Source organism: Actinomadura sp. WMMB 499, assembly GCF_008824145.1.
Classification (GTDB): Bacteria; Actinomycetota; Actinomycetes; order Streptosporangiales; family Streptosporangiaceae; genus Spirillospora.
This window is the reverse complement of sequence record NZ_CP044407.1, coordinates 7,357,108-7,380,650: the sequence shown is the minus strand read 5'-3', so window position 1 is coordinate 7,380,650 and position 23,543 is coordinate 7,357,108. Positions and strand designations below refer to the sequence as shown.

The 23,543-nt window shown below is 72.4% G+C and carries 26 protein-coding genes and 1 riboswitch; of the genes, 14 read left to right on the top strand and 12 right to left on the bottom strand.

Annotated features, from left to right (window positions below):
* Nucleotides 1-73 precede the first annotated feature (73 nt).
* The 5 genes from F7P10_RS33325 to F7P10_RS33305 all read right to left on the bottom strand — a co-directional run bounded on the left by F7P10_RS33325 (nt 74) and on the right by F7P10_RS33305 (nt 2,915).
* A complete protein-coding gene (locus tag F7P10_RS33325) occupies nt 74-838 on the bottom strand; it encodes a fumarylacetoacetate hydrolase family protein (protein ID WP_151015593.1) in 765 nt (254 codons plus the stop codon).
* A gap of 22 nt (nt 839-860) precedes the next feature.
* A complete protein-coding gene (locus tag F7P10_RS33320) occupies nt 861-1,715 on the bottom strand; it encodes a cellulose binding domain-containing protein (RefSeq protein WP_151015591.1) in 855 nt (284 codons plus the stop codon).
* Nucleotides 1,716-1,790: 75 nt separating this feature from the next.
* A complete protein-coding gene (locus tag F7P10_RS33315) occupies nt 1,791-2,171 on the bottom strand; it encodes a hypothetical protein (RefSeq protein ID WP_151015589.1) in 381 nt (126 codons plus the stop codon).
* 175 nt (nt 2,172-2,346) lie between these two features.
* On the bottom strand, nt 2,347-2,646 hold the full coding sequence (locus F7P10_RS33310) for a hypothetical protein (RefSeq protein WP_151015587.1): 300 nt from the start codon (nt 2,644-2,646) through the stop codon (nt 2,347-2,349).
* 5 nt (nt 2,647-2,651) lie between these two features.
* Nucleotides 2,652-2,915, bottom strand: a complete 264-nt coding sequence (locus F7P10_RS33305; RefSeq protein ID WP_151015585.1) for a hypothetical protein — start codon at nt 2,913-2,915, stop codon at nt 2,652-2,654.
* Nucleotides 2,916-3,131: 216 nt separating this feature from the next.
* On the opposite strand from F7P10_RS33305, the gene F7P10_RS33300 reads away from it, so the two are divergent.
* From F7P10_RS33300 to F7P10_RS33290, 3 genes are all read left to right on the top strand, one after another.
* Complete coding sequence (locus tag F7P10_RS33300; RefSeq protein ID WP_151015583.1) at nt 3,132-3,986, top strand: GntR family transcriptional regulator; 855 nt, start codon at nt 3,132-3,134, stop codon at nt 3,984-3,986.
* Between the two features lie 24 nt (nt 3,987-4,010).
* Complete coding sequence (locus F7P10_RS33295) at nt 4,011-4,403, top strand: DUF6292 family protein (protein ID WP_151015581.1); 393 nt, start codon at nt 4,011-4,013, stop codon at nt 4,401-4,403.
* 138 nt (nt 4,404-4,541) lie between these two features.
* Nucleotides 4,542-5,417 (top strand): GntR family transcriptional regulator, encoded by an 876-nt coding sequence (locus F7P10_RS33290; RefSeq protein WP_151015579.1) that lies wholly within the window; start codon nt 4,542-4,544, stop codon nt 5,415-5,417.
* Nucleotides 5,418-5,606: 189 nt separating this feature from the next.
* Here the strand turns inward: F7P10_RS33290 and F7P10_RS33285 are convergent, their stop codons facing one another.
* On the bottom strand, nt 5,607-5,870 hold the full coding sequence (locus F7P10_RS33285; protein WP_151015577.1) for a hypothetical protein: 264 nt from the start codon (nt 5,868-5,870) through the stop codon (nt 5,607-5,609).
* A gap of 343 nt (nt 5,871-6,213) precedes the next feature.
* Here F7P10_RS33285 and F7P10_RS33280 point away from each other — a divergent pair, with 343 nt between their 5' ends.
* Both F7P10_RS33280 and F7P10_RS33275 read left to right on the top strand, forming a co-directional pair.
* Nucleotides 6,214-7,515: a Crp/Fnr family transcriptional regulator gene (locus F7P10_RS33280; RefSeq protein WP_176611753.1), complete on the top strand. Its 1,302-nt coding sequence runs from the start codon at nt 6,214-6,216 to the stop codon at nt 7,513-7,515.
* 43 nt (nt 7,516-7,558) lie between these two features.
* Entirely contained in the window at nt 7,559-7,924 is a 366-nt protein-coding gene (locus F7P10_RS33275; protein ID WP_302851382.1) for an antibiotic biosynthesis monooxygenase, read from the top strand.
* Nucleotides 7,925-7,976: 52 nt separating this feature from the next.
* Here F7P10_RS33275 and F7P10_RS33270 read toward each other — a convergent pair whose 3' ends face one another.
* Together F7P10_RS33270 and cimA are read right to left on the bottom strand one after the other, a co-directional pair.
* Nucleotides 7,977-8,258, bottom strand: coding sequence for a GNAT family N-acetyltransferase (locus F7P10_RS33270; RefSeq protein WP_151015571.1), 282 nt, complete (start codon nt 8,256-8,258; stop codon nt 7,977-7,979).
* 28 nt (nt 8,259-8,286) lie between these two features.
* On the bottom strand, nt 8,287-9,864 hold the full coding sequence (cimA, locus tag F7P10_RS33265; protein ID WP_151015569.1) for a citramalate synthase: 1,578 nt from the start codon (nt 9,862-9,864) through the stop codon (nt 8,287-8,289).
* A gap of 336 nt (nt 9,865-10,200) precedes the next feature.
* Between cimA and F7P10_RS33260 the strand changes: the two genes are divergently transcribed.
* The 7 genes from F7P10_RS33260 to F7P10_RS33230 all read left to right on the top strand — a co-directional run bounded on the left by F7P10_RS33260 (nt 10,201) and on the right by F7P10_RS33230 (nt 16,775).
* A complete protein-coding gene (locus F7P10_RS33260; protein WP_151015567.1) occupies nt 10,201-11,784 on the top strand; it encodes an ABC transporter substrate-binding protein in 1,584 nt (527 codons plus the stop codon).
* A 109-nt stretch (nt 11,785-11,893) separates the two neighbouring features.
* On the top strand, nt 11,894-12,835 hold the full coding sequence (locus tag F7P10_RS33255; protein WP_151015565.1) for an ABC transporter permease: 942 nt from the start codon (nt 11,894-11,896) through the stop codon (nt 12,833-12,835).
* Between the two features lie 16 nt (nt 12,836-12,851).
* A complete protein-coding gene (locus F7P10_RS33250) occupies nt 12,852-13,766 on the top strand; it encodes an ABC transporter permease (protein ID WP_151015563.1) in 915 nt (304 codons plus the stop codon).
* Between the two features lies 1 nt (nt 13,767).
* Nucleotides 13,768-14,841, top strand: coding sequence for an ABC transporter ATP-binding protein (locus tag F7P10_RS33245; protein ID WP_151015561.1), 1,074 nt, complete (start codon nt 13,768-13,770; stop codon nt 14,839-14,841).
* The gene (locus F7P10_RS33240) at nt 14,838-15,662 is read left to right on the top strand and encodes an ABC transporter ATP-binding protein (protein ID WP_151015559.1); all 825 of its coding nucleotides are present in this window, start codon (nt 14,838-14,840) and stop codon (nt 15,660-15,662) included. Before F7P10_RS33245 ends, F7P10_RS33240 begins: the two co-directional genes overlap by 4 nt.
* Before the next feature lie 111 nt (nt 15,663-15,773).
* Nucleotides 15,774-16,106: a cold-shock protein gene (locus tag F7P10_RS33235; RefSeq protein WP_218040220.1), complete on the top strand. Its 333-nt coding sequence runs from the start codon at nt 15,774-15,776 to the stop codon at nt 16,104-16,106.
* A gap of 81 nt (nt 16,107-16,187) precedes the next feature.
* Complete coding sequence (locus F7P10_RS33230; protein ID WP_151015557.1) at nt 16,188-16,775, top strand: hypothetical protein; 588 nt, start codon at nt 16,188-16,190, stop codon at nt 16,773-16,775.
* A gap of 88 nt (nt 16,776-16,863) precedes the next feature.
* Here F7P10_RS33230 and F7P10_RS33225 read toward each other — a convergent pair whose 3' ends face one another.
* Both F7P10_RS33225 and F7P10_RS33220 read right to left on the bottom strand, forming a co-directional pair.
* Nucleotides 16,864-17,967 (bottom strand): branched-chain amino acid aminotransferase, encoded by a 1,104-nt coding sequence (locus F7P10_RS33225; RefSeq protein ID WP_151015555.1) that lies wholly within the window; start codon nt 17,965-17,967, stop codon nt 16,864-16,866.
* Between the two features lie 185 nt (nt 17,968-18,152).
* The gene (locus tag F7P10_RS33220; protein WP_151015553.1) at nt 18,153-19,208 is read right to left on the bottom strand and encodes a 3-isopropylmalate dehydrogenase; all 1,056 of its coding nucleotides are present in this window, start codon (nt 19,206-19,208) and stop codon (nt 18,153-18,155) included.
* 129 nt (nt 19,209-19,337) lie between these two features.
* Nucleotides 19,338-19,462: riboswitch (cobalamin riboswitch) on the top strand.
* A 51-nt stretch (nt 19,463-19,513) separates the two neighbouring features.
* Here F7P10_RS33220 and F7P10_RS33215 point away from each other — a divergent pair.
* A complete protein-coding gene (locus tag F7P10_RS33215) occupies nt 19,514-19,744 on the top strand; it encodes a CbtB domain-containing protein (protein WP_151015551.1) in 231 nt (76 codons plus the stop codon).
* 11 nt (nt 19,745-19,755) lie between these two features.
* Nucleotides 19,756-20,505: a CbtA family protein gene (locus F7P10_RS33210; RefSeq protein ID WP_151015549.1), complete on the top strand. Its 750-nt coding sequence runs from the start codon at nt 19,756-19,758 to the stop codon at nt 20,503-20,505.
* Here the strand turns inward: F7P10_RS33210 and F7P10_RS33205 are convergent.
* Entirely contained in the window at nt 20,502-21,215 is a 714-nt protein-coding gene (locus F7P10_RS33205) for a (2Fe-2S)-binding protein (RefSeq protein ID WP_151015548.1), read from the bottom strand. The two genes, F7P10_RS33210 and F7P10_RS33205, sit on opposite strands and share 4 nt — an antisense overlap.
* 656 nt (nt 21,216-21,871) lie before the next feature.
* Nucleotides 21,872-23,461: a phosphoglycerate dehydrogenase gene (gene serA, locus F7P10_RS33200; RefSeq protein ID WP_151015546.1), complete on the bottom strand. Its 1,590-nt coding sequence runs from the start codon at nt 23,459-23,461 to the stop codon at nt 21,872-21,874.
* Between the last annotated feature and the right edge of the window lie 82 nt (nt 23,462-23,543).

Genomic DNA, 23,543 nt, shown 5'->3' with positions numbered 1-23,543 from the left:
GACCAAAACGATTAGCGGACGGCCGTTCGCGCGTCTCCGTCGCGACGGCCCGAGCCTCGCCCCGGTCGCCGCCTCACTCGCGGGCGACGACCCGGTTGGTGAGGCTTCCGACGTTCTCCACCGTGACGGTGACCTCGTCCCCGACCTCCAGCGGGCCGACGCCGGCCGGGGTGCCGGTGAGGATGACGTCCCCCGGCAGCAGCGTCATGACCTGACTGACGTACTCCACCAGCTTGGGGATGTCGTGCATGAGCTGCGACGTGCGGGCGCTCTGCCGCACCTCGCCGTTGACGGACGTGCTGATCGCCAGGTCGGCGGGATCGGCCTCGGTCTCGATCCACGGGCCGAGCGGGCAGAACGTGTCGAAGCCCTTCGCGCGCGTCCACTGGCCGTCCCTGGCCTGCAGGTCGCGGGCGGTGACGTCGTTCGCGCAGGTGTAGCCGAGGATCACTTCGGCGGCCCGGGAGGCCGGCACCTCGCGGCACATCCGGCCGATCACCACCGCCAGCTCGCCCTCGTAGTCGACCCGCTCCGACAGCTTCTCCGGGTAGGCGACGGCCTCACCAGGACCGATGACGCTGGTGGACGGCTTCGCGAAGATCAGCGGCTCGGCGGGCGCCTCCCCGCCCATCTCGGCCGCGTGCTCGGCGTAGTTCTTGCCGATCGCGATGACCTTGCTGGGCAGGATCGGGGCCAGCAGCCGGACGTCGGCGAGCGGGAACCGGTGCCCGGTGAAGGTGAGCTCCCCGAACGGATGCGCCGCGACGGCGGCGACGGTGTTCTCCTCCACCACCCCGAAGGACATGCCCTCGTCGGTGGAGAACCTGGCGATACGCATGCTCGAGAGCCTAGTACCCCGGTCACAAGCCGCACCCCGCGCCGTTGAGGACGCACTCGGCGGGCGCCGCCGGAACCCCCGCGGCGCCGAACCGGACCGTCACCGTGCCGCCCGGCGGGACGGCCGCCGCACCCGCCGCGTTCTCGATCACCACCCGCTCGCCGCCCTGCACGAGCCGTCCGCCCCATACGTTGCGCACGTCCCCGCCGGGCACCACGAACGACAGCCGCCAGGACGTCATCGGGGCGCCGGTGCGGTTGGTCAGGACGAACGTCCCCTCGTAGTAGCCGGAGTCGCGCTGGCCGACCTCGTACGTCACGCCGACGCCCTGCAGCCGTCCCGGCCCCGCCGTCGGCACCCCGGCGGCGGGCGCCTCCGACGCCGGGGGCTCGGTGGACGGCGCGTCCGTCGGCGCCGGCGCGGCGCCGCCCCCGTCCGTCGGCACCGGCGCGGCGCCGCCCGCGGCCTCGCGCGACGGCGTCGCGGGCGCGGAACCGCGCTCCGCCCCGCCGTCGCCGCCGAGGACGAACATCGCGGCGAGGGCCACCGCGACCGCCAGGACGCCCGCACCGAGCGCGAGGGCCGGACCGCGGACGTTCCCTCCCCTATCGCGTACCGGAGGGGGCGCGGCGGCGGGATCGGCGAACTCGGCGGTCCCACCGGAGGGCTGGACGGGCGGTGCGTGCAGCGGCGCGACCCGGACGTCCAGCGCCTCGGGCTCCTCGCGCCGACCGGGCGGCTCGGGGACGGTCGCCGCGTCCGCGGGGTCGTCCGGCGAGACGGGCGGGTCCGGGGCGGTCGCGCCGGGATCGGCGGCCGTGAACCGGGTGGCGGTCGGGGTATCCGGGGGCACGTACCGGCGCTCGTCGCCGCTCATCGGCCACTCTCCCGTCGTCGGTCTCATGGAGTCCGACGGCCGGAACGGCCGCGAGGTTCGTCCCCGAGAGGCGGTTCAGCCCGTCGCGGTGGGCTCCAGCCCCCGCCGCGCGGCCTGCCGCTGGTGCCGGTTCAGCATGTCGGTGATCAGCGCGATGGCGTCCGGCGTGGTGGCGGCCTGCACGCCGCTCAGCCAGCGGGTGGCCTCGGCGAGCAGGTCCTCGGCGGACTCGTCCGACGCGTCGGCGGACCGCGCGTCGGCCAGCCTGCCCAGCACGGCGCCGAGCCGCAGCGCGGCGCCGGCGTGCCCGGACTCGGCCGCCCGCCGGTACCAGCCGGCGGCCCGCTCCAGGTCGCCCTCGTGCTCGCACACCCGCCCCAGCCCGAAGGCGACGTCGACCCGCTCTCCGTCCGTCGGACGCCCGAGATCCTCGGGTCTCCAGGGTCGGACAGGCATACGATCACTCCGGTGTTCGGGGGCTGGGGGACGGCATGCGGGAACGCCGCGCTTGCCGCGCTCGTCCCATGGTGACCGCCGAGCCCGAAATCCGCCACCGATTTCGACGATTTCGACGGAACTCCTCCTCCCCCGCGCCGATCTCGAAGGGAAAAGCTCGGCGCGAGGAACGAACTCAACCGCCGCCGTGGCTTCTCGCCTGTCCCCCGCGAGTTCGCCCCGCCCGCCGCATCACGACGGCGCCAAGAGCAGCGACCGAGCAGACGAGCGTGACCCGGGGAGACGCGCCGACCCAGCGGCCCGTCTCCGCGGTGACGGTCAACGCCACTATGCCGGCGAGCACCATGCGTGTTGAGAGAACGCCGGACGCCTCCGGCACCCTGGTCAGCACCAGGCGCGGATGTGCGCCCTCGGTCGGCTGCTCCGGCGGCGCTTCGCTCACGTCACTCGACACGGCATCCTGGGAGGTCTCCATGTTCTTCACCTCGGCCGGCCCGCCCCTCCAGGAATCGAAGCGGACGGGGATCGAAGCGGTTGCGAAGAAGCGCATGGTGCAGCCGAACCGGCCTCACGGATGATCACGTTGACGATGACCGCCCGACGCGTCGCCCCGGATACCGGCCGCTGAACACGGAAGCTCACGTACCGCATGCGGCGACCGGCGAGCACGATGCAGCCGACGGTGACCACGAACAACGCCACCGGCACGAGGATCCACAGGTAGATGACGAACGCACTGCCCATCGTCCCTCCCTCGGAGGTCTCGACGATGACCGATCAGCGCTTGGACCGCGTTCCTGGATCTCGCGATTCCCCCTGACTAGGATGGCTCCGACCAAGGCGGCTGATTCGATCCTGCCTACCTAAAGATGTAACCATCATCTGGTTGGGTAAAACTTTCTGGATGCATCTAGTTGGATCCAGGGGGACCGTCAGGCCAGATCTCAGCGGGAGGGCACCATGGCAGCCGATGAGTCCACGGCCCAGTACAAGCAGATCGCCCAAGATCTCCAGCGCCAGATCGAGCAGGGGGTCCTGGGGCCGGGTGATCGGCTCCCGAGCGAGGAGGAACTGGCCGCCCAGTGGGCTGTCTCCCGAAACACGGTGAAGGCGGCGATCAAGGAACTGACCAAGAGGGAGCGGGTCAAGACCATTCCGAAGGTGGGCAGTTTCGTCACCGAGGACGTCCCGCCGTTCGTGATCACGCTGAACCACACCGACCTAGGCGAAGACGAGGGCCCCGGCCGCGCGTTCGGCGGCGGGGAGGGGCGAGCCTTCGTGACAGAGGCCAGGCGTCAGAACCACTCCGCCCACTCATCGAAACCCAGCGTGGAAATCATCACTGCCACCGAGATGCACATTAAGGCACTTAAAATACCCCCTGCCGGTCCCGACGAAGACGCTCCGGACGTGGTCTGCCGGTTCCAGAAACGGTTCATCGACGACAAGCCAAATTCGATGCAGTGGTCCTACTTTACGTGGGACCTCGGGTTCAAGGCGAAGGCGCTGGTCAAGTCAGTCGACATCACTGAAGGAACCGTTGCCTACCTGCGAAACTTCGACCATGTCCAGGTCGGGTACGAGGACGTCTTCGAAGCGAGACCTCCAACCCCCGAGGAAGCGGAGTTCTTCGGACTCCCAAAGGACAGTCTCGCGGTGATCGTGCACAGGCGCACCGCCTATGATCAAAATGGGGAGCCGTTCCGCCTCACGGTCACCGTCTACAAACCCGGCAGCAACAAGTTCCGCTTCATCGCCGGCGACGTCCCCGAAGAGGTATGGAAAAACAGACCCACCGCACAAGAACACGAATAGCGCCAATCACACCAAAGGACTGGAATGCCAATTTCCACGTATGTGCCGCACCACCCCGACCATGAGGTAGACGCCGCCCACGGCTACATCCAGGCCACTGTTGACGCCATCGCCGACCTGGGCGTCCCGGTTAGCCGTGCCTGGCTCGACCCGAAGGGGCCCGTCGACGCCACGATCGTCCTGGACACCCAGGCCCTCGTGTGGGACGAGTGGAACGGCTGGCGGCAGGGCGCGTATGTCTCAGGCCAGCAGGGAACGCGCACCGTGCTGGGAGACGCCGCACCGCTCGGCGGCGGCCTGCTGCCCGTGCCGGCGCGGCTGGCGCGTGCGGTCGCGCACGCGACCCTCCTACCCGCCTGGCCTCGAAGGCGGGCGGGCGCACGTGACGGGCTGTTCGACGGCCTGCGCGGCTACTGATCGGAATCGGTCGTGGTCGTCCGGAGTCGGCCACGACCGATCATCGCCGGTGGCTTCAGGCCACAATGCGGATTCGCGCCTCGCCATGGCACATGGCGCGCGCCGGCACTGTGGCCCATTCGGCGGGAGGAGCGAGACATGACCCGCACGACGCCTCCGCGTTGGCGCGACGTCGCCAGCGACCTGCTCCAACGCATCGAGCGCGGCGATCTCGCGCCGGGCGACGGGTCCGGGGCGCGGCGGCGGCTGCCGCCGGAGAAGGACCTCGAAACGCACTACGGCGTCTCGCGCAACACGGTACGCGAGGCGCTGTCCTGGCTGCAGAAGCAGGGCGCCGTGATCTCCGAGCGGGGCAAGGGGACGTTCGTGGTCCATCGCCCGCAGGCCGACCACGTCACCCTGTCGGCCGCCGCGCTGGGCCTGGCGCCCGACGGCGACAGCGACGGCGGCAAGTGGTACAACCGGGACGCGTTCATCCCGGAGGGAAGCACGGTCACCGTCTCACCGGTCAAGGTCGAGGTCCAGGAAGGGCCACAGCTCATCTCCTGGTACCTGCAGACGGACGAGGAGACCGAGTTCATCTCCCGGCACCAGCTGCTCTTCCTCAACGGGCGCGCGTGGGCGATGCAGACGTCCTTCTATCCCCTGGACTTCGCGACCGCGGGCGCGTCCCGGCTGCTCAAGCCGCGCGACATCCCCGAGGGCGCGGTCGCATACCTGAAGGAGACCCTCGGCTACACCGAGGTCGGCTTCCACGACGAGATCAGGGCGCGTGTCCCGGACGTGAACGAGAAGCAGTTCTTCAGTCTGGGCGATTCGGCCGCCGACGTCGTCTTCGAGACCGTCCGGACGGCGTACTCGGAGAACGGCCGGGCCTTCCGCCTGACCGTGACGATCTGGCCCGCTGACCGGACGCGCCTGCACTACAACGCCGGAGACGTCCCGGACGACATCCTCAGGCGCCCCGGTCAGGGAGGTTCGCGCAACGTTCCGCCGCTCGACGACGACGGCTGAAGCCGATCCCCGAGGAGCCCGCCGTGCCGCGTATTCGGGAGGGTGCTCCGGTGCTCCGGCGGCCGTGATGCTCCGCCCGCCGCGTGGGCGGCGACGCCCCGGAAGGCCGGGCCCTCCTGTGGACGGCCGGGGCGCCGGCCGGACGGCGGGGCCGGGGCGCCTGCGGCGGCACCGCGAACGCCGCCGCTGTCAGACGAAGCGGACGAGCATCAGGTCGCTGTCGGGGGTCTCGCGCCAGTAGACGGCGCCCGGCTCGCGCGACATCCGCTCGATCTCGGCGGAGATGATCAGCGCGCGGTTGATGCAGTCGGTCTTGTTGTAGCCGGTCATCTCCTGGAGCCGCTGCAGGGCCTGGACGGCCTTGCCGGTCAGGTTGATCGTGACGCGCTCACCCTGCGGAACCGCCTCCGCGCGGACCTGGGGGGCGTCCTCGTCGGCTCGAGCGTTGGTCATGGGCTGCTCATCTCCAATCCGGAGAGCGACGGTCGGCTCCGCCCCGCGCCGGGGGCGCGGCGGGACGCCGTCAGGCCGATGTGCAGCCCTCCGGCAGCCATCCCCTGCCCCGGAAAAGGGTGTACGTGTGAGTTTGCCCTGTTCGGGCGGCACGAAAACCTGACGCTCTACTTATCGGCACACTGTCACCATCAGGGTAGCTAATATTCACCGGCTTCCGTACATTAAAAGTATGGCTATCCGCTGCATCGCGATTTAGCCTGTGCGTGGGATGTGGGGATCCGACGAGCGCCGAGGAGCCGGCCGGAGCGGGGGCGCGGGCCTTCTCGGGAAGGGAAGCATCGTGAGGTCTCGAGGACGCGGGGGACGGGAGTCGCCGAAGCCGCTGAGCGCGCGGGTCACCACGCCCGTGACGCTGTTCGGGCTCGTGCTGGGGTACGCGCTGGACGGCTCGGCGGGCGCGGCGGTCGCGGGGGTGGTGGCGTTCCTGTCGCTGCCCGCGGCGGCCGTGACGACCGCGGTCGTCCAGTACATGCGGGACGGAACGCCGGAAAGCTCCGCGCCGGAGGAGCCGGCGGCGTCCCGGTCGACGGACCTGGCCACCGGCGCGCGGGCCGCGCCCGTGGAACCCGCCGCGGGGCGCTATCCGGAGACGACGTTCTGGGGTGCGCTGTCGCAGGACGAGCGGCGCGCGCTCCTCGCGAGCGCGCGCGGGCACGTCTACCGCAAGGAGGACGTCCTGTGCGAGGAGGGCGGGCTCGCCAGCGAGGTCATCGTGATCGTCGACGGCTGGACGCGCGTGTGGGTGCGGGACGGGATCGACGAGCGGATCGTGGCGTTCCGCGGGCCGGGCGAGCTGGTCGGGGAGCGCGCGGCGCTGCTCGTCCGGGACCGGTCCGCCACCGTGACGGCGGAGGGCGACGTGGCGGCGCTGCGGGTGCCCGACGGGGCGTTCGGCGCGTTCCTGGCCGCGCACCCGCGGGTCCGGGCCGTGCTCGAGCGGCAGGTGTACCGGCGCCAGACCGAGGACCGGGGGCCCGCGCCGCCGGACTGGTCGGACGGCAACTGCTCGGTGCTCGTCACCGACATCACGGGGTTCGGCTCGCCGCGCCGCACCGACGCCGACCGGCGGGTGGTGGCGGCGGCGATGTACGAGTGGCTGGACGCGGCGTTCGCGGCGTCCGGGATCGACTTCTCGCGGCTCTACCAGGAGGACCGCGGGGACGGTGCGCTCGTCGTCGTCCCGCCGACCACGCCGACCGAGCGGGTCGTCGACCCGATGCTCGCGCACCTGGCGGCGTCGCTGCGGCGGCACAACCGGCGGGCGGCCGACGCGACACGGCTGCAGCTGCGCGCCGCGCTGCACGTCGGTCCGGTGCGGCGCGGCGACCGCGGCGTGTCGGGCATGGCGCTCATCACGGCGGCGCGGCTGGTGGACGCCCCGGCGGTGAAGCGGCGGGTGGCCGAGACGGGCGCGGACCTGGCGTTCGTCGCGTCCGACTTCGTCTACGACTCGGTGATCCGGTCGGGGCCCGGCCTGGTGGACCCGCACCGGTACTCGCGCGTCCGGGTGCGGGTGAAGGAGGCGTCGCTGTCGGCGTGGCTCACCCTGGAGGGCGGGACGACCTGGCCCCAGGCGATGTAGGACGATGCAGGGAGAGCACGCACCCGAGGCGAAGGAGACCCGCGTGTCCGTCGTGAAGATCAACGTCCTGACCGTCAAGCCGGAGATGCGCGAGGAGATCGAGCGCCGGTTCGCCGGCCGGGCCGGGCTGGTGGAGTCGGCCGAGGGGTTCGAGGGCTTCGAGCTGCTGCGCCCGGTCGAGGGCCAGGACCGGTACATGGTGTACACGAAGTGGCGCAGCGAGGAGGACTTCAAGCGCTGGACCGAGAGCCAGGAGTTCCAGCGCGGGCACGCCGAGGCGGCCAAGGACCGCCCGGCCGGGCACGGCCACGGCCACGGCCACGGGCACGGCGGCCCGGCCGCGGCGGGCGCGGAGCTGTGGGGCTTCGAGGTCGTCCAGAGCGCCGCCCCGAAGCCCGCCGAGGGCTGAGCGGAGGCGGCGGTGCCCGTCCGGCCGGACCGGACGGGCACCGCCGCGTTCGTCAGCGCGCCAAAAGGTCCTGGTAGTCGGGGTGCTTCTCGATCCACGACTTGATGAACGGGCAGAGCGCGACGACCCCGAGGCCCTTCGCGCGGACGTCGTCCAGCGCTCCCCTGGCCAGCGCGCCGCCGACGCCCTGGCCCTTGAAGGCCGGGTCGACCTCGGTGTGCGTGAACATGACGACGCCCTCCCCCGGTTCGTACTCGGTGAATCCGGCGGGGGCGCCGTCGACGGTGATGTCGTACCGCTGCTCGGCGGGATCGTCGGTCACTTCGGTGCTCATGGACCGATCATGCCCCTCCGGCGGCGCCTTAGCCGACCTCGTGGCCCGCGTGCAGCAGGCAGTAGGTGACGGCCTCCTCCAGGGCCTGCCAGGACGCGGCGATGACGTTGTCCTCGACGCCGACCGTGCCCCATTCGCGGGTGCCGTCGCCCGACTCGATCAGGACCCGGGTGCGGGCGTCGGTGCCGTGCGCGCCCTCCAGGATGCGGACCTTGTAGTCGACGAGCTCCAGCCGCGCCAGCTCCGGGTACAGCCGCTCGAGGGCGATCCGCAGGGCGTTGTCGAGCGCGTTGACGGGGCCGTTGCCCTCGCCGGTCGCGATGATCCGCTCGCCCTTGGCGTGCAGCTTCACGGTCGCCTCGCTGACCATGGAGCCGTCCGGGCGGCGCTCCACGATCGACCGCCACGACTCGACCTCGAAGTGCCGCTGCCGGACGCCCGTCAGCTCCTCGCGCAGCAGCAGCTCGAACGAGGCGTCCGCGGCCTCGTAGGTGTAGCCGGTCGACTCCAGCTCCTTGACCCGGTCGACGACGGCCTTGGCCTTGTCGCCGGACAGGTCGTAGCCGAGCTCGCGGCCCTTGAGCTCGACCGAGGCGCGCCCGGCCATGCTGGAGACGAGCATCCGCATGTCGTTGCCGACGGCCGCCGGGTCGATGTGCTGGTACAGGTCCGGGTCGATCTTGACGGCGGACGCGTGCAGGCCCGCCTTGTGCGCGAACGCCGACAGGCCCACGTAGGGCTGCTGCGAGCCGGGCGCGATGTTCGTGACCTCGGAGACCGCGTGCGCGATCCGGGTCATCTCGGCGAGCTGGTCGTCGCGTACGAGGTTCATCCCCCGCTTGAGCTGCAGGTTCCCGACGAGCGTGAACAGGTTGGCGTTGCCGCTGCGCTCGCCGTACCCGTTGGCGCAGCCCTGGACGTGCGTCGCCCCGGCCTTCACCGCGGCGAGCGAGTTCGCCACCGCGCAGCCCGAGTCGTCGTGGCAGTGGATGCCGACCCGCACGCCGAGCGAGACCACGTCGTTGACGACGTCGGCGAGCTCGTCCGGGAGCATGCCCCCGTTGGTGTCGCACAGCGCGACGACGTCCGCACCGGCCTCGGCGGCGGCGCGGACGGCCTCGAGCGCGTAGGCGCGGTTGGCCTTGTAGCCGTCGAAGAAGTGCTCGGCGTCCAGGAAGACGCGTTGGCCCTCCGCACGCAGGTGGGAGACCGTGTCGCGGATCATCGCGAGGTTCTCCTCCAGGCTGGTGCGGAGGGCCAGTTCGACGTGCCTGTCGTGACTCTTGGCGACCAGGGTCACGACGGACGCGCCGGAGTCGCGCAGCGCGGCGACCTGCGGGTCGTCGGCCGCCTTCACACCGGCCCGGCGGGTCGCGCCGAACGCGGTGAGCCGCGCGTGCTTCAGGTTCAGCTCGGTCCGAGCCAGCCTGAAGAATTCGGTGTCCTTGGGGTTGGCGCCCGGCCAGCCGCCCTCGATGAAGCCGATGCCCAGGTCGTCCAGGTGGCGCGCGATGGCGAGCTTGTCGGCCACGGAGAGGTTCAGGCCCTCCTGCTGCGAGCCGTCGCGCAGGGTGGTGTCGTAGACGTGGAAAGCGTCACCTTGCATGGTTTCGGAAACCCCCAGATATGGGCGGATCGGCGCCAGGACACAAAAAAGACCCCTCACGGACGTGAGAGGTCTGCGCGCCGGCGTTGTCCCGTCAGATGCCGGCGCGCCAGCCGATAATCACGAGGCTGTGGCGCATGATGCGACCCAGTGTGCCACACGCTGCCCGATGCTCGGAACGGCGTCCCACTTTCTGAGACGCCACCCCCGTCCCGGTCGGCCGGAACCCGATCCCGGCGATTGGCTTAGTGAGCGCTCACATACTCCTTGATAAGTAAACGCTCACATGTTTCAATGCAGGCGCGGCCCCCACCCCGGCCAGCGAAGGGACTGTCGATGAAGCCTCCCTCCCGCTCCCTCCCCGCCCGCCTCGCCTCCTGCCTCGTGGCCTTTCTCCTGCTCGGCACCACCGCCTGCAGCGGCACCTCGGGAACCGGCGGGGCGGACGCCGCGGCGGTGGACGCCGCGAAGGCGGCCGACCGCGCCGCCGAGTTCCGCTTCGCGATCAATATCGGGATGAACTCCCTCGATCCGCACCGGCCGGTCAACCCGTCCGACTCGATCTGGATGCGCCCCGTCTACGACGGGCTGCTGACCCTGGCCGGCCGCGGCGACAAGGTCGAACTCGCCCCGCAGCTCGCCACCTCGTACGAGATCGCGCCGGACGGGCTCAGCATCGACTTCGTCCTGCGCGACGGCGTGACGTTCGCGGGCGGCGCCCCGTTCGACGCCGAGGCCGTCGCCGCGAACATCGAACGCGCCATGGGCCCCGACTCGACCGTCGCCGGGCAGATCGACGCCATCGAGCGGGTCGAGGTCGTCGACCCGACGCACGTCGTGTTCCACCTGTCGCATCCGGATCCCGGCCTGCCGTGGACGCTCGCCGACGGCACGGCGGGGATGATGGTCGATCCCGCGGCGTTCGGCACGGACCTGAAGTCCGAGCCCGCCGGTACCGGGCCCTACACGCTCGTGTCCGCGGCGAAGGACGCGGACGTCGTCTACCGGCGGCGGGACGGGCACTGGGACCCCGACGCGGCCCTCGCGGCGGAGCTCACGATCACCACCATCCCGGACGCCAACGCCCGCTTCAACGGCGTGCGCTCGGGCCGGTACGACGCCGCCAACATGTCGCCGCCCCTGAACTCGGTGTCCGAGCCGCTCGCCGGTCAGGGCTACCACTGGGAGCAGGAGCTGTCGCCCATCTCGCTCGGCGTCCTGCTCAACGGCGCCATCGCCCCGTTCGACGACGTCCGCGTCCGCCGCGCGGTGTACCTGGCCGTCGACCGGGCCAAGATCTCCGAGCAGGTCCTGCGCGGCCTGAACCCGCCCTCCTACCAGACCTTCAACGAGGGGTACCTCGGCTTCGACCCGAAGCTGGACAAGAACCCCTACGACCTGGAGCGCGCCCGGGCGCTGGTCCGCGAAGCGGGCGCGGAGGGCGCCGCCGTGACCGTCCTGCAGGTCACGACCTCGCCCCACGACACGCTCGCCCAGGTCGTCCAGCAGGCGCTGACGGACATCGGCCTCAAGGTCGAGCTGTCGCCCAAGAGCGGAACGGAGAGCCACGCGATCTGGCGCGAGGGCCGGTCCCAGGCGTACGTGGGCACCATGCTCCACTACGCCGAACCCTCGCAGACGCTCACCCGCACCTACCTGAGCAAGGAGAATCCCGGGCCGGCCGATCCCGCGCTCGAGAAGATGGCGCGGGACGCCCGGGCGCTGCCGGTGGGCGGCCCGGAGCGGGAGAAGGCGTACCGGGAGATCGGCGCGTACCTGATCGAGAACCCGGTCCACGTGCCGATCGTCCAGTTCTCCACGGTCGTGCTGGCCCGTCCGAACGTCGTCGGCAGCGCGGACATCGTCGTCCAGGACCTCGGCAAGCTCGACTTCCGGCGCGTCGGCGTCACCGGGCGGTGAGCCCGGTGACCACTGCCCCGGTGACCACTGCCCCGGTGACCACTGCCCCAGTGACCCCTGCCCCAGTGACCCCTGCCTGGGTGACCCCTGCCCCGCCGGCGGGTGCGCCGTGCTGAAGCTGCTCGGCCGCCGCCTGATCACCACGATCCCCGCCCTGCTCGGCGTCATGCTGGTCGCGTTGCTGCTGGTGGAGCTCATGCCCGGGGACCCGGCCGCGATCATGGCCGGGGAGGACGCGACCCCGGAGGCCATCGCCGCCGTCCGGTCCGACCTCGACCTGGACGACCCGATCTTCGAGCGGTTCGGCGCGTACGTGTGGGGCGTGCTGCACGGCGATCTCGGCCGCTCGCCCGGCAGCGGCATACCGGTGCGGGACCGGATCTCCGCGGCGCTGCCCGTCACGCTGTCGCTCGGGCTCGTCGCCATGGTGTTCGCGGTGCTGATCGCGATCCCGGCGGGCACGCTGGCCGCGCTGCGCCGCGGGGGCCTCGCGGACCGCGCCGTCACCGCCGTGGCCGCCGCCGTCCAGGCCGTCCCGCCGTTCGTCGCGGGCCTGGCGCTCATCATCTTCTTCGCGCTGCAGCGCGCGTGGCTGCCGACCGGCGGCTACGCGCCGCTCGGCGAGGGCGCCGGGACCTGGCTGCGGCACCTGGTCCTGCCCGGCTTCGCGCTGGCGCTCCTGGCCGCGGCCGAACTCGCGCGGCAGACCCGCGGCTCGATGGTCGACACGCTGGAGCAGGACTACATCCGGGCGCTGCGCGCCAAGGGCCTGCGCGAGCGGTGGGTGATCGGCAAGCACGCGGCGAAGAACGCCGCCACCCCGGTCGTGACCGTGCTCGGCCTGCACGTCGGCCACGTCCTCGGCAGCGCCGTCGTCGTCGAGCTGGTCTTCGGCATGAACGGTTTCGGCGCGCTGGCCATGAACGCCGTCCTCACCCGCGACGTCGTGCTCATCCAGGGCGTCGTCCTGATCAGCGGGATCGGCGTGCTGCTGGCGAACGTGGCGGTCGACATCGCGTACGGCTACTTCAACCCCAAGGTTCGGACCTGACCGGGAGGACCGCCCGATGACCGTCCACGCCACCCCGGACAAGGCCCCGCCCGGCACCGGCGGGCCGCCCGCACGGCGCCCCCGCGGCCGCGGCGGCGGCCGGACGGCGCGGCGGCTGCTGCGCAGCCCCGTCGCCGTCGCGGCGGCCGCCTTCATCGCGCTGCTCGCGCTCGTCGCGCTCCTGTCGCCGTTCATCACCCCGCACGACCCCGCCCGGCAGGACCTCATGCAGTTGCTGCGGCCGCCGAGCGCCGAGCACTGGCTGGGCACCGACAGCCTGGGCCGGGACAACCTCAGCCGCCTCATCGAGGGCACGCGGGTCACCGTGCTGGCCGCGGTGCAGGCGATCGCCCTGGCCGTCGTACTCGGGTTCCCGGCCGGGCTGCTCGCCGGGTTCGTCGGCCGGCGGCTCGACACCGTCCTGAACTGGATCTCCGACGTGCTGCTGTCGCTGCCGTCCCTGATCCTCGCGCTCGCGATCGTGGGCATCCTCGGGCCGGGCCTGACCAACGCGATGATCGCGGTCGGCATCACGCTCGCTCCCCGCTTCTTCCGGGTGGCGCGGGGCGCCGCGTACTCGGTGCGGAACGAGACCTACGTGGAGGCGTGCGTCGCGCTGGGCTTCTCGACGCCGCGGATCCTCTTCCGGCACGTCCTGCCGAACGCCAGCGGCCCGCTGCTGGTGCAGACGACCTTCGCGCTCGGGCTGATCGTGACCGCGGAGGCCAGCCTCAGCTTCCTGGGCCTCGGCGCGCGCCCGCCGACCGCGTCCTGGGGGAGCATGCTGCGGGACGCCTTCGACAACATCTACCACTCGGCGTTCCCGCTGTTCGCACCCTCACTGATGATCGTCCTGACGATCCTGGCGTTCTCCGCGCTGGGCGACGCGCTGCGGGACGCGCTCGGACGCCAGAACCGGATGGGGGCCTGACATGGACGACCCGAGCGCACCGGTCCCCCCGGCAGCGGCGCCCGCACCGGCGGGCCGGCCGCTGCTCGAGGTGGAGAACCTCGCGGTCGAGTTCTCCACCGAGCACGGACCGGTCCAGGTGGCCCGCGAGGTGAGCTTCACCGTCCACGCGGGCGAGACGTTCGGGCTGGTCGGCGAGTCCGGCTCCGGCAAGACCGTCACGTCGCTGGCACTGCTGGGGATGGTCGACGGGCCCGGCGGCAGGGTGCCCGAGGGCTCGGTGCGGCTGGACGGCCGCGAGCTGCGCGGGCTCCCCCGGCGGGAACTGCGGAAGGTCCGCGGGCGGCGGATCGGGATGATCTTCCAGGAGTCCCGCCGCAGCCTCGACCCGGCGTTCACCGTCGGGGACCAGATCGCCGAGACCGTCCGCGCCCACCTCGGGCTCTCCCGCCGCGACGCGGGGAAACGGGCCGTGGAGATGCTGGAGCTGGTCGGGATCCCGGCCGCGCGGCGGCGGGTGCGCGAGTACCCGCACCAGTTCAGCGGCGGCATGGCGCAGCGCGTCATGCTCGCGATCGCGCTCAGCTGCTCGCCGGAGCTGCTGATCGCGGACGAGCCCACGACGGCACTCGACGTCACCGCCCAGTCCCAGGTCCTGCGGCTGATCCGGGACCTGCAGGACGAACTGGGGCTCGCGGTGCTGTTCATCTCCCACGACCTCGGGGTGATCGCCCAGATGTGCGACCGGGTCGCGGTGATGTACGCCGGGCAGATCGTGGAGCAGGCACCGGCCGAGGACCTGTTCCTGCGCCCGCGCCACCCCTACACGGCCGCGCTGCTGCGGTCGATCCCGGACGTGCACACGGGCGGCGGCACGGGCGGCGGCACGGGCGGCGGCACGGGCGGCGAACTCGTCGCCATCCCCGGCGTCGTCCCCCCGGCCCACGCGTGGCCGGCCGGATGCCGGTTCCATCCCCGCTGCGCGCACGCCGGGGACCGCTGCGCGAGCGAGCCGCCCGCGCTCGTCCCGGTGGGCGGGGGCGCGCTCGTCCGCTGCCTGCTGCGGGACGCGCTGGCGCTGGAAGGTGTGCGGTGAACGAGACCCTCCTGACCGCGACGGGCCTGCGGAAGTCGTTCCCCGGCGGACGGTCGCTGCTGGGCCGGCCCACCGGGTGGACGCACGCGGTGCAAGGCGTCGACCTGCACGTCCGCCGGGGCGAGACGCTCGCCATCGTCGGCGAGTCCGGCGCGGGGAAGTCGACGGTCGGGCGGCTCGTGCTGCGGCTGATCCGCCCCGACGCGGGCGAGGTGACGCTCGACGGCACGGACGTGCTGGCCCTCCCGGCCCGGCGGATGCGCGCGCTCCGCAAGCGCATGCAGATGATCTTCCAGGACCCCTACTCGTCGCTCGACCCGCGCATGGTCGTCGCGGACGCGGTGGGCGAACCGCTGACCGTGCATTTCGGCCTCGGCGGATCCGAGCGCCGCGACCGGGTGCTCGAACTGCTCGACCGTGTCGGCATCGCCGGGCACCAGACCGAGCGCTACCCGCACGAGTTCTCCGGCGGGCAGCTGCAGCGCATCGCGATCGCCCGGGCCCTCGCCGTCGAACCCGACCTCGTCGTCTGCGACGAGCCGGTCGCCGCGCTCGACGTCTCGATCCGCGCCCAGGTCATCAATCTGCTGCGCGAGCTGCAGCGGGAACGCGGCGTCGCCTACGTCTTCGTGTCCCACGACCTGTCGCTGGTCCGGCTGATCGCCGACCGGATCGCGGTGATGCGGCGGGGCAGGGTGGTGGAGGAGGCCGACGCGGCGACGCTCTTCGCCGACCCCCGGCACCCGTACACCCGGAGCCTGCTCGACGCCGTCCCGGTCGCCGATCCGCGCCGCCGTCCCCCGCGCGCCGCGACGCGCTGACGGCACCGCAAGTTGACGGCACCACGAGCGACTCTTTCATTACTCTCAGGCATATTCCCTGCAAGATGAGGGTGGACGACGATTCCAAGGTCCATCTAATCGGGGGGTCAGATGAGCGGTGCCGCAGCGCACGGGACGGTCCTGTCGTGGGACGACGAGGCCGGCTGGGGCGTGCTCGTCTCGCCCGAGCTGCCGGGCGGGGTCTGGACGCACTTCTCCTCCGTCCGCACCGGGGAGCCGGGGGCGTTCGCGTCGCTGACGCCCGGTGAAGAGGTCGTCTTCACGTGGGAGGAGGAAGAGCAGGACGGCTACGCCTACCGGGCACTGGACGTCCGCGCTCCCGGCGGCCCGCCGCCGGACCCCGCCCCGGACCGGACGCCGGACGGACCGTCCGGCGACGAGCCGTCGATGTTCGACGTCGACATCACCTGGGACCGCGACTGACCCGCCCCGTCCCGACCGGTGGACGGTCATGCCCGCCCCGCGAGCCCGCGGGCGGGAATCCTTCCTGAAGGGAAACCCGGAATGCACAGAATCGGGGGAATCGCCGTCGTCTCGGCCGCCGCCCTGGCCCTGACGCTCGGCCCGGCCACCGGCGCCGGAGGGGCGGTCACCGCCCTGCCCGCCGCCCAGCCCGCCACGGCGCCCGCCGCCGCGCCCGCCGCGAAGACGCAGGCGCGGAACTTCGTCTTCACCAAGCGGAAGCCGTCGTTCAGCTACCGGGACCGGGTGGGCCGCTTCCACGCCCAGGTCGACCTCCGCGGCAGCCACTCCAAGCGGTACCCGATGCCGTGGGCGTTCGTCATCACCAACAAGAAGCTCAAGGCGATCGCGCGCGGCAAGGCCACCTGCGTCGCGCGCGGCCTGAACGGCCGCTACCACGACCGGCACGTCATCCCCGTCGGGTACACGTGGCACTCGACGGTCCGGCCGCACCGTGCCAAGAAGGTCTACGAGCTGACCGGTCACTGCCGGTTCCGGGTGCAGGTCGGCGGACGGCCCGGCGTCGCCCACGTCGGCTTCGAGTTCCGGTACGCGATCGACCCGACCCGCCGGTACGCACCGAAGTCCACCGGTCCCGTCGTGAAGACGTCGGTGGACATCAGGCACTGACGTCCGGAACCGGTGACCGTCCCGGTGGCCCGCGTCCCATGCGGGCCACCGGCCCGGACCACCGGCCCGGGCCGCTTCCCGGCCCGGCTCAGGCGATCTTGTGGACCCAGCCGTAGGGGTCCGGCTTGGTGCCGTACTGGATGCCGATCAGTTCCTCGCGCAGCCGCATCGAGATCTCGCCGGGCTCGCCGTCGCCGATCTTCCACTCCCGGTCGTGCCCCTTGACGTGCCCGACCGGGCTGATGATCGCGGCGGTGCCGCAGCCGAACACCTCGGTGATCTCGCCGGACTCGCAGCCCGCCTGCCACTCCTCGATGCTGATCTTGCCCTCCTCGGCCTGGATGCCGAGGTCGGGCGCGAGCTTGAGCATCGAGTCGCGGGTGATGCCCGCGAGCAGCGTGCCGGTCAGCGCGGGCGTGAGGACGCGCGCGTCCGAGCCGGAGCCGTAGACGAACATGAGGTTCATCGACCCGACCTCCTCGACCCAGCGGTGCTCCACCGCGTCGAGCCAGACGACCTGGTCGCAGCCCTGCTCGACGGCCTCGGCCTGCCCGGCGAACGACGCCGCGTAGTTGCCGCCGAACTTCGCCTCGCCCGTGCCGCCCGGCGCCGCGCGCGTGTAGTCCTGCGACAGCCACACCGAGACCGGCTTGATCCCGCGCGGGTAGTACAGCCCGGACGGCGACGCGATGACCATGAACAGGAACTCGCTCGCCGGGTTGTTCACGCCGAGCGCGCGCGTCGTCGCGAACATGAACGGGCGCAGGTAGAGGCTGTGCCCCTCGGTGTCGGGAACCCAGTCGCGGTCGGTGCCGACGAGCAGCTCGCAGGCCCGCACGAACAGCTCGTCCGGGATCTGCGGCATCGCCATCCGCTTCGCGGAGCGGTTCATCCGCGCGGCGTTCATGTACGGGCGGAAGGTGACGATCGAGCCGTCCGGCTGCTTGTAGGCCTTGAGTCCTTCGAAGAGCTCCTGCGCGTAGTGGAACACCTGGCACGCGGGGTCCATCGGGATCGGCCCGTACGGCTCGAGCTTCGCGTCGTACCAGCCGCGCTCCGCCGAGTAGCGGATCGTGACCATGTGGTCGGTGAAGTGCTGGCCGAACCCCGGATCGGCCAGGACGCGTTCGCGCTCGGCGGCCGACGCGGGCCGGTCGGTGCGCATGATCTCGAAGTCCAGGTTGCTGCTCATCGCGGTCGTCCTCTCCGGATCGCCGGTGCGGCCCCGTCGCCGCATAGGCGTCTTAGTCCTCATTGTCGTACTTCGTGGAGCCAACTCCTCGGTAACGGCGCACACGAAAAACCGGGCGCGCCGCACGGCGCGCCCGGAGTGTCCCTGTTCCGGCTGTGTCTGCGTTCCGGCAGAGAGGCGCGCCCCTAGCCGGATACTCGCTTGGCGATCGCGTCCCCGATCTGCGCGGTCGAGCGGGCGCCCAGGGCGCCGCGCTCGTCCAGGTCGTCCGACACGGCCCGCTCGACGCGGCGCGCCGCGTCGCCGGCGCCGGCGTGGTCGAGCAGCATCGCGACCGACAGGATCGTGGCGGTCGGGTCGGCCTTGCCCTGCCCCGCGATGTCGGGCGCGCTGCCGTGCACGGGCTCGAACATCGACGGCGCCGTCCGGTCCGGGTTGACGTTGCCGGAGGCGGCCAGGCCGATGCCGCCCGCGATGGCGGCGCCGATGTCGGTGATGATGTCGCCGAACAGGTTGTCGGTGACGACGACGTCGAACCGCGCCGGGTCGTTCACGAAGAACATCGTCGCCGCGTCGACGTGCGTGTAGGCGGTCGTGACCTGCGGGTACTCCTCGGCGACGCGCGCCAGCGTCCGCTGGTAGAGGTCACCGGCGAAGGTCAGGACGTTGTCCTTGTGGACGAGCGTGAGGTGCTTGCGCGGGCGCCCCGCGGCGACCTCGAACGCGTACCGGATCACCCGCTCGACACCGAACGCGGTGTTGACGCTCTCCTGCGTCGCGACCTCGTGCCGGGTGCCCTTGCGCAGGACACCGCCGACGCCGGTGTACGGGCCCTCGGTGCCCTCGCGGACGACGATCATGTCGATGTCGTCCGGGGTGACGCCCGCGAGCGGGGTCGTGACGCCCGGGAACAGCCGGACCGGGCGCAGGTTGACGTAGTGGTCGAGCTCGAACCGGGTCCGCAGCAGCAGCCCGCGCTCCAGCACCCCGCTCGGCACGCTGGGGTCGCCGACGGCACCGAGCAGGATGACCTCCTGCTCGCGCAGCTCGGCCAGGACCGAGTCGGGCAGCGTCTCGCCCGTCCGGTGCCAGCGCGCGGCGCCCAGGTCGTAGGAGGTCTGCTCGAACTTCAGGCCGCCGGACGGCGCGACCGCCTCGAGGACCTTCAGTCCTTCGGCGACCACCTCGGGGCCGATCCCGTCACCGGGGATGACGGCCAGACGGATGCTGCGGGATGCCATGGGCGCACTCTACTGCAAACGTCTCACTGCATGGGCTCGCGTCTCGCATTCCGGGCAATCGTGTCTTGACTCGCCCGGCCCCCCGGGAGCACGCTCTGCTCGACAAGCTCACATCGAGGCGACGGTGCGCAGGAACTCTGGTGCGATTCCAGGACGGTCCCGCCACTGTGACCGGGGAGCCTCCCCCGGGGACGACCACGGCCGATCGGGCCGGAAGGTCGGCGGGAGGCGGTGATCCGGGAGTCAGGACACTGACCCGTCGTCCTCCCGAACCGGGGGCGAGCGACCCCCGTGAGGAGACCCCCATGGCCCAGCCCGCCGTACCGCCCGCAGGCGCGCCGGACGCGCGCCCGGCGGCGCCCGTCCGCGTCCCGGTCCGCGAGATCCTGCCCTGGGCGGTCTTCGCGATCGTCCTGGCCGCAGTCCTGATCTACTTCGTCGGCGCCGAGCAGGGCGCGACGTCCGTGTTCGGCGGCACCTGGATCCACGAGTTCACCCACGACGGCCGGCACCTGCTCGGCTTCCCCTGCCACTGAGGGCCGCCGCGATGATGAGACAACTGCTCGTCCGGGGCATGCTCGCGGGGCTCGCCGCCGCCGCCGTCGCGCTGGTCGTCGCGTGGATCTACGGGGAGCCGCAGGTCGCCGACGCCATCGCCTTCGAGGAGGCGGCCGCCCACGCCGCCGGGGACCACGGGCACGAGGAGGAGGTGGTGAGCCGCACCGCGCAGCAGACCGTCGGCCTGATCACGGCGGTCGGCGTGTACGGGGTCGCGGTCGGCGGCCTCTTCGCGATCGCCTTCGCGTTCGCGCAGGGACGCCTCGGCGCGCTCGGCGCCCGCGGCACCGCCGCCGTGGTCGCACCGGCCGGGTTCGTCGCGCTCGTGCTCGTCCCGTTCCTGAAGTACCCGGCGACGCCCCCGGCGGTCGGCGACCCCGAGACGATCGGGAGCCGGACCGTCCTGTACTTCGGGATGGCGGCGCTCGGCGTCCTGGCGACCGCGGCCGCGCTGGTCGTGGGCCGGCGCCTCGCCCCCCGGCTCGGCGCCTGGAACGCGACGATCGTGACCGCCGCCGGGTTCGTGGTGCTGATCGCCGTCGCGAACCGGCTCACCCCGGACCCCGACGCGCTCCCGGACGGCTTCCCCGCCACGGTGCTGTGGGACTTCCGGATCGCGTCGCTGGGCATCCAGCTGGCGCTGTGGACGACGCTGGGCGTCGTGTTCGGCCTGCTGTCGGAACGGGCGCTCGCCCGCCGGACGGCGCCGGCCGCATCCGGGCCCGAGCCCGCCGGCTAACCCCGCTCGATCAGGGCGCAGTCGCCGCAGTACCCGCCGCCGGGCGGCACCCGGTAGTACAGGCAGCAGCTCCGCCGGACGAACCCGGCGGGGCCGAACTCGCCGGTGCCGTCCAGCGGCGGGAGCGACAGCAGGTGCCGGACGAGCGCCGCCCGGCCGGGGTCGCGCGGGCCCGCCTGCAGGCTTCCGGCGAGCGCCGATGCCGCGTTCCCCCAGACCAGCCCGTCGGCGAGCCGGACGACCCCGGACAGGGCGTCCCGGAGCGGTTCGAGGGCCCGGGTGACGACGGTGTCGTGGACGAGGCGCGCGGCGTCGTCCGTCCGGCCGGCGCGCCATCCGCCGGGCGCGGCCAGCCACAGCGCGACGGGCGCGCCGGGCGCCCACCGCCAGTGCAGTCCCGCGAGATCGGGCACGACGCCCCGTGCCGCCGCGGCGACCACGGGCGACCACAGCCGGGACGCGAGCCCCTGGTACAGGATGGACGCGGCGACGCGGCGTTCGGCCGTGCCGAGCCGTTCGGCGTACCGGTCGGTGAGCTCGGCGAGCCGCGCCCGGTCGGTCTCGGGGAACGGGCGCCAGGTGGGGTCGGCCGCCTCCGCCGGGTCGGTACGGATCTCGAAGTAGGGTCCGAGCCGCCCGACGTCTCCGAGAACCTGGACGACCTCACCGGATTCGGCGGGCTCGGCGGTCACGCGGGCGTTCGGCGTCATGTCTCGACCCTGCCGTGCCGTCCCGGCGTCCGGCAACGCCGACCGGCCCGTTCGCGGTCGCGTCCCGTTCCCGGCGACGCGGGGCGAACCGACGGAGGACGGGCGGTCTCGAGAAGAACGGACGCCGGGGACGGACGGAGGTGCCCGCCCCGGCCTCCGGCGCCGCCGGACGGGCCGCCCGGCGGCTCGCGCCGCACGGCGGCGGGCCCGGTCAGCGGGCGGGGTGGCCGCCGTTGTCGCGGCGGTCCAGGGCGGTCTGCAGGGCGCGGGCCGCCTCGTCGCGGGCGTCGTCGGACGGCTGGGCGGCGGGCACGGTGGTGTTCATGGGAGTCTCCGGTGTCGCTGAGCGGATGGCGTACGGGGCGCCGGGCGGCCGTGGTTCGCACGGTCCGGCGCGGCATCGGGCTCATGGCCGTGCGCTGCCTCCGCAGCGGGACGGCCCGCCGATGCTCAGGCCCCGCTGCGGCAGCGAAGGATCACCACGAAGCGCCGCATACTCCCAGCCACGGTACCCGCGCCGCCTCGTGCTTGTCCCGAACCGTGGCCGAAAATCTCAGTATGCGAGAGGCCAAGCGGGCCGGACGGCGAAGGGGCGGGCGCCCGGCACGATGCCGGGCGCCCGCCCCTCGGCGGTCATGTCCCGCCGGACCGTCCGGTCAGGCGTCCAGGTCGACGCGGCGGCCCATGTCGGCGCCGACCGCGGTCGTGATGGCGTCGACGAGCTGGGCCGGGATGGCGGTGTCGACGGTGAGCGCGATCAGCGCGCGGCCGCCCTTGGCGTCCCGGCCGACCTGCATGCCGGCGATGTTGACCTGCTCGTCGCCGAGCAGCTTGCCGACGGCGCCGACGATGCCGGGGCGGTCGACGTAGGAGAAGAACGCCATGTGCGCGGTCGGGACCAGCTCCATGTCGTAGCCGTTGATCTCGACGAGCCGCTCGGCGTGCTTGGGGCCGGTGAGGGTGCCCGACACCGACACGACCTCGCCGCCCGCCATGGTGCCGCGCACCTGGACGACGTTGCGCCAGTCGGGGCTGTCCTCGCTGGTGGTGAGGGTCACCTCGACGCCGCGGTCGCGGGCCAGCAGCGGCGCGTTCACGAAGGTGACGGCCTCCTCGATGACGTCCACGAAGACGCCCTTGAGCGCGGCCAGCTCGAGCACCTTGACGTCGTGCTCGGCGATCTCGCCGCGGACGACGACGTCGAGGCGGACCGGGACGCCGCCGGCGAGCGCGGTGAAGATCCGGCCGAGCTTCTCGGCGAGCGGCAGGCCGGGCTTGACGTCCTCGGCGACGGCGCCGCCCTGCACGTTGACGGCGTCCGGGACGAACTCGCCGGAGAGCGCGAGCATCACCGAGCGGGCGACCTGGGTGCCCGCCTTCTCCTGCGCCTCGTGGGTGCTGGCGCCCAGGTGCGGGGTGACCACGACGTTGTCGTGGTGGAACAGCGGGCTGTCGGTGCAGGGCTCGCTGCTGAACACGTCGAGGCCGGCGGCGGCGACGCGGCCGTCCTTGATCGCCAGCTCCAGCGCGTTCTCGTCGACGATGCCGCCGCGGGCGGCGTTGACGATCCGGACGCTGGGCTTGACCCGGTGCAGCTCGCGGTCGCCGATGAGCCCGAGGGTCTCGGGGGTCTTCGGCAGGTGCACGGTGATGAAGTCGCTCTCGGCGAGCACCTCGTCGAGCGTGACGAGCTTCACGCCGAGCTGCGCGGCGCGGGCGGCCTGCACGTAGGGGTCGAACGCGATGACGTTCATGTCGAACGCGGCGAGGCGCTGGGCGACGAGGACGCCGATGCGGCCGAGGCCGAGGACGCCGACCGTCTTGCCCTGCAGCTCGACGCCGGTGTACTTGGACCGCTTCCACTCGCCCTGCTTGAGCGCGGCGTGGCCCTGTGGCACGTTCCGGGCGGTGGCCAGCAGCAGCGCGATGGCGTGCTCGGCGGCGGTGACGATGTTGGACGTGGGCGCGTTGACGACCATGACGCCGGCCTTGGTGGCGGCCTCCACGTCGACGTTGTCGAGGCCGACGCCGGCGCGGGCGACGACGCGCAGCTTCGCGGCGTGCCGGAACACCTCCGCGGTGACCTTGGTGGCGCTGCGGACGATCAGCGCGTCGACGTCGGCCACCGCGGGCAGTAGCTGCTCGCGGTCGCTTCCGTCGACGTGGCGGACCTCGAAGTCGGACTCCAGCACGGCGATGCCGGCGGGTGAGAGTTCTTCTGCGACGAGGACGACGGGCTTGCTCAAGGAAAGGTCCTTCGAAAGTCGGGTGTTCGGGTGGTCTGCAGCTGGAGTCGCGAGTCACCTCGTCGTGCGCTCGCCCGTCCGC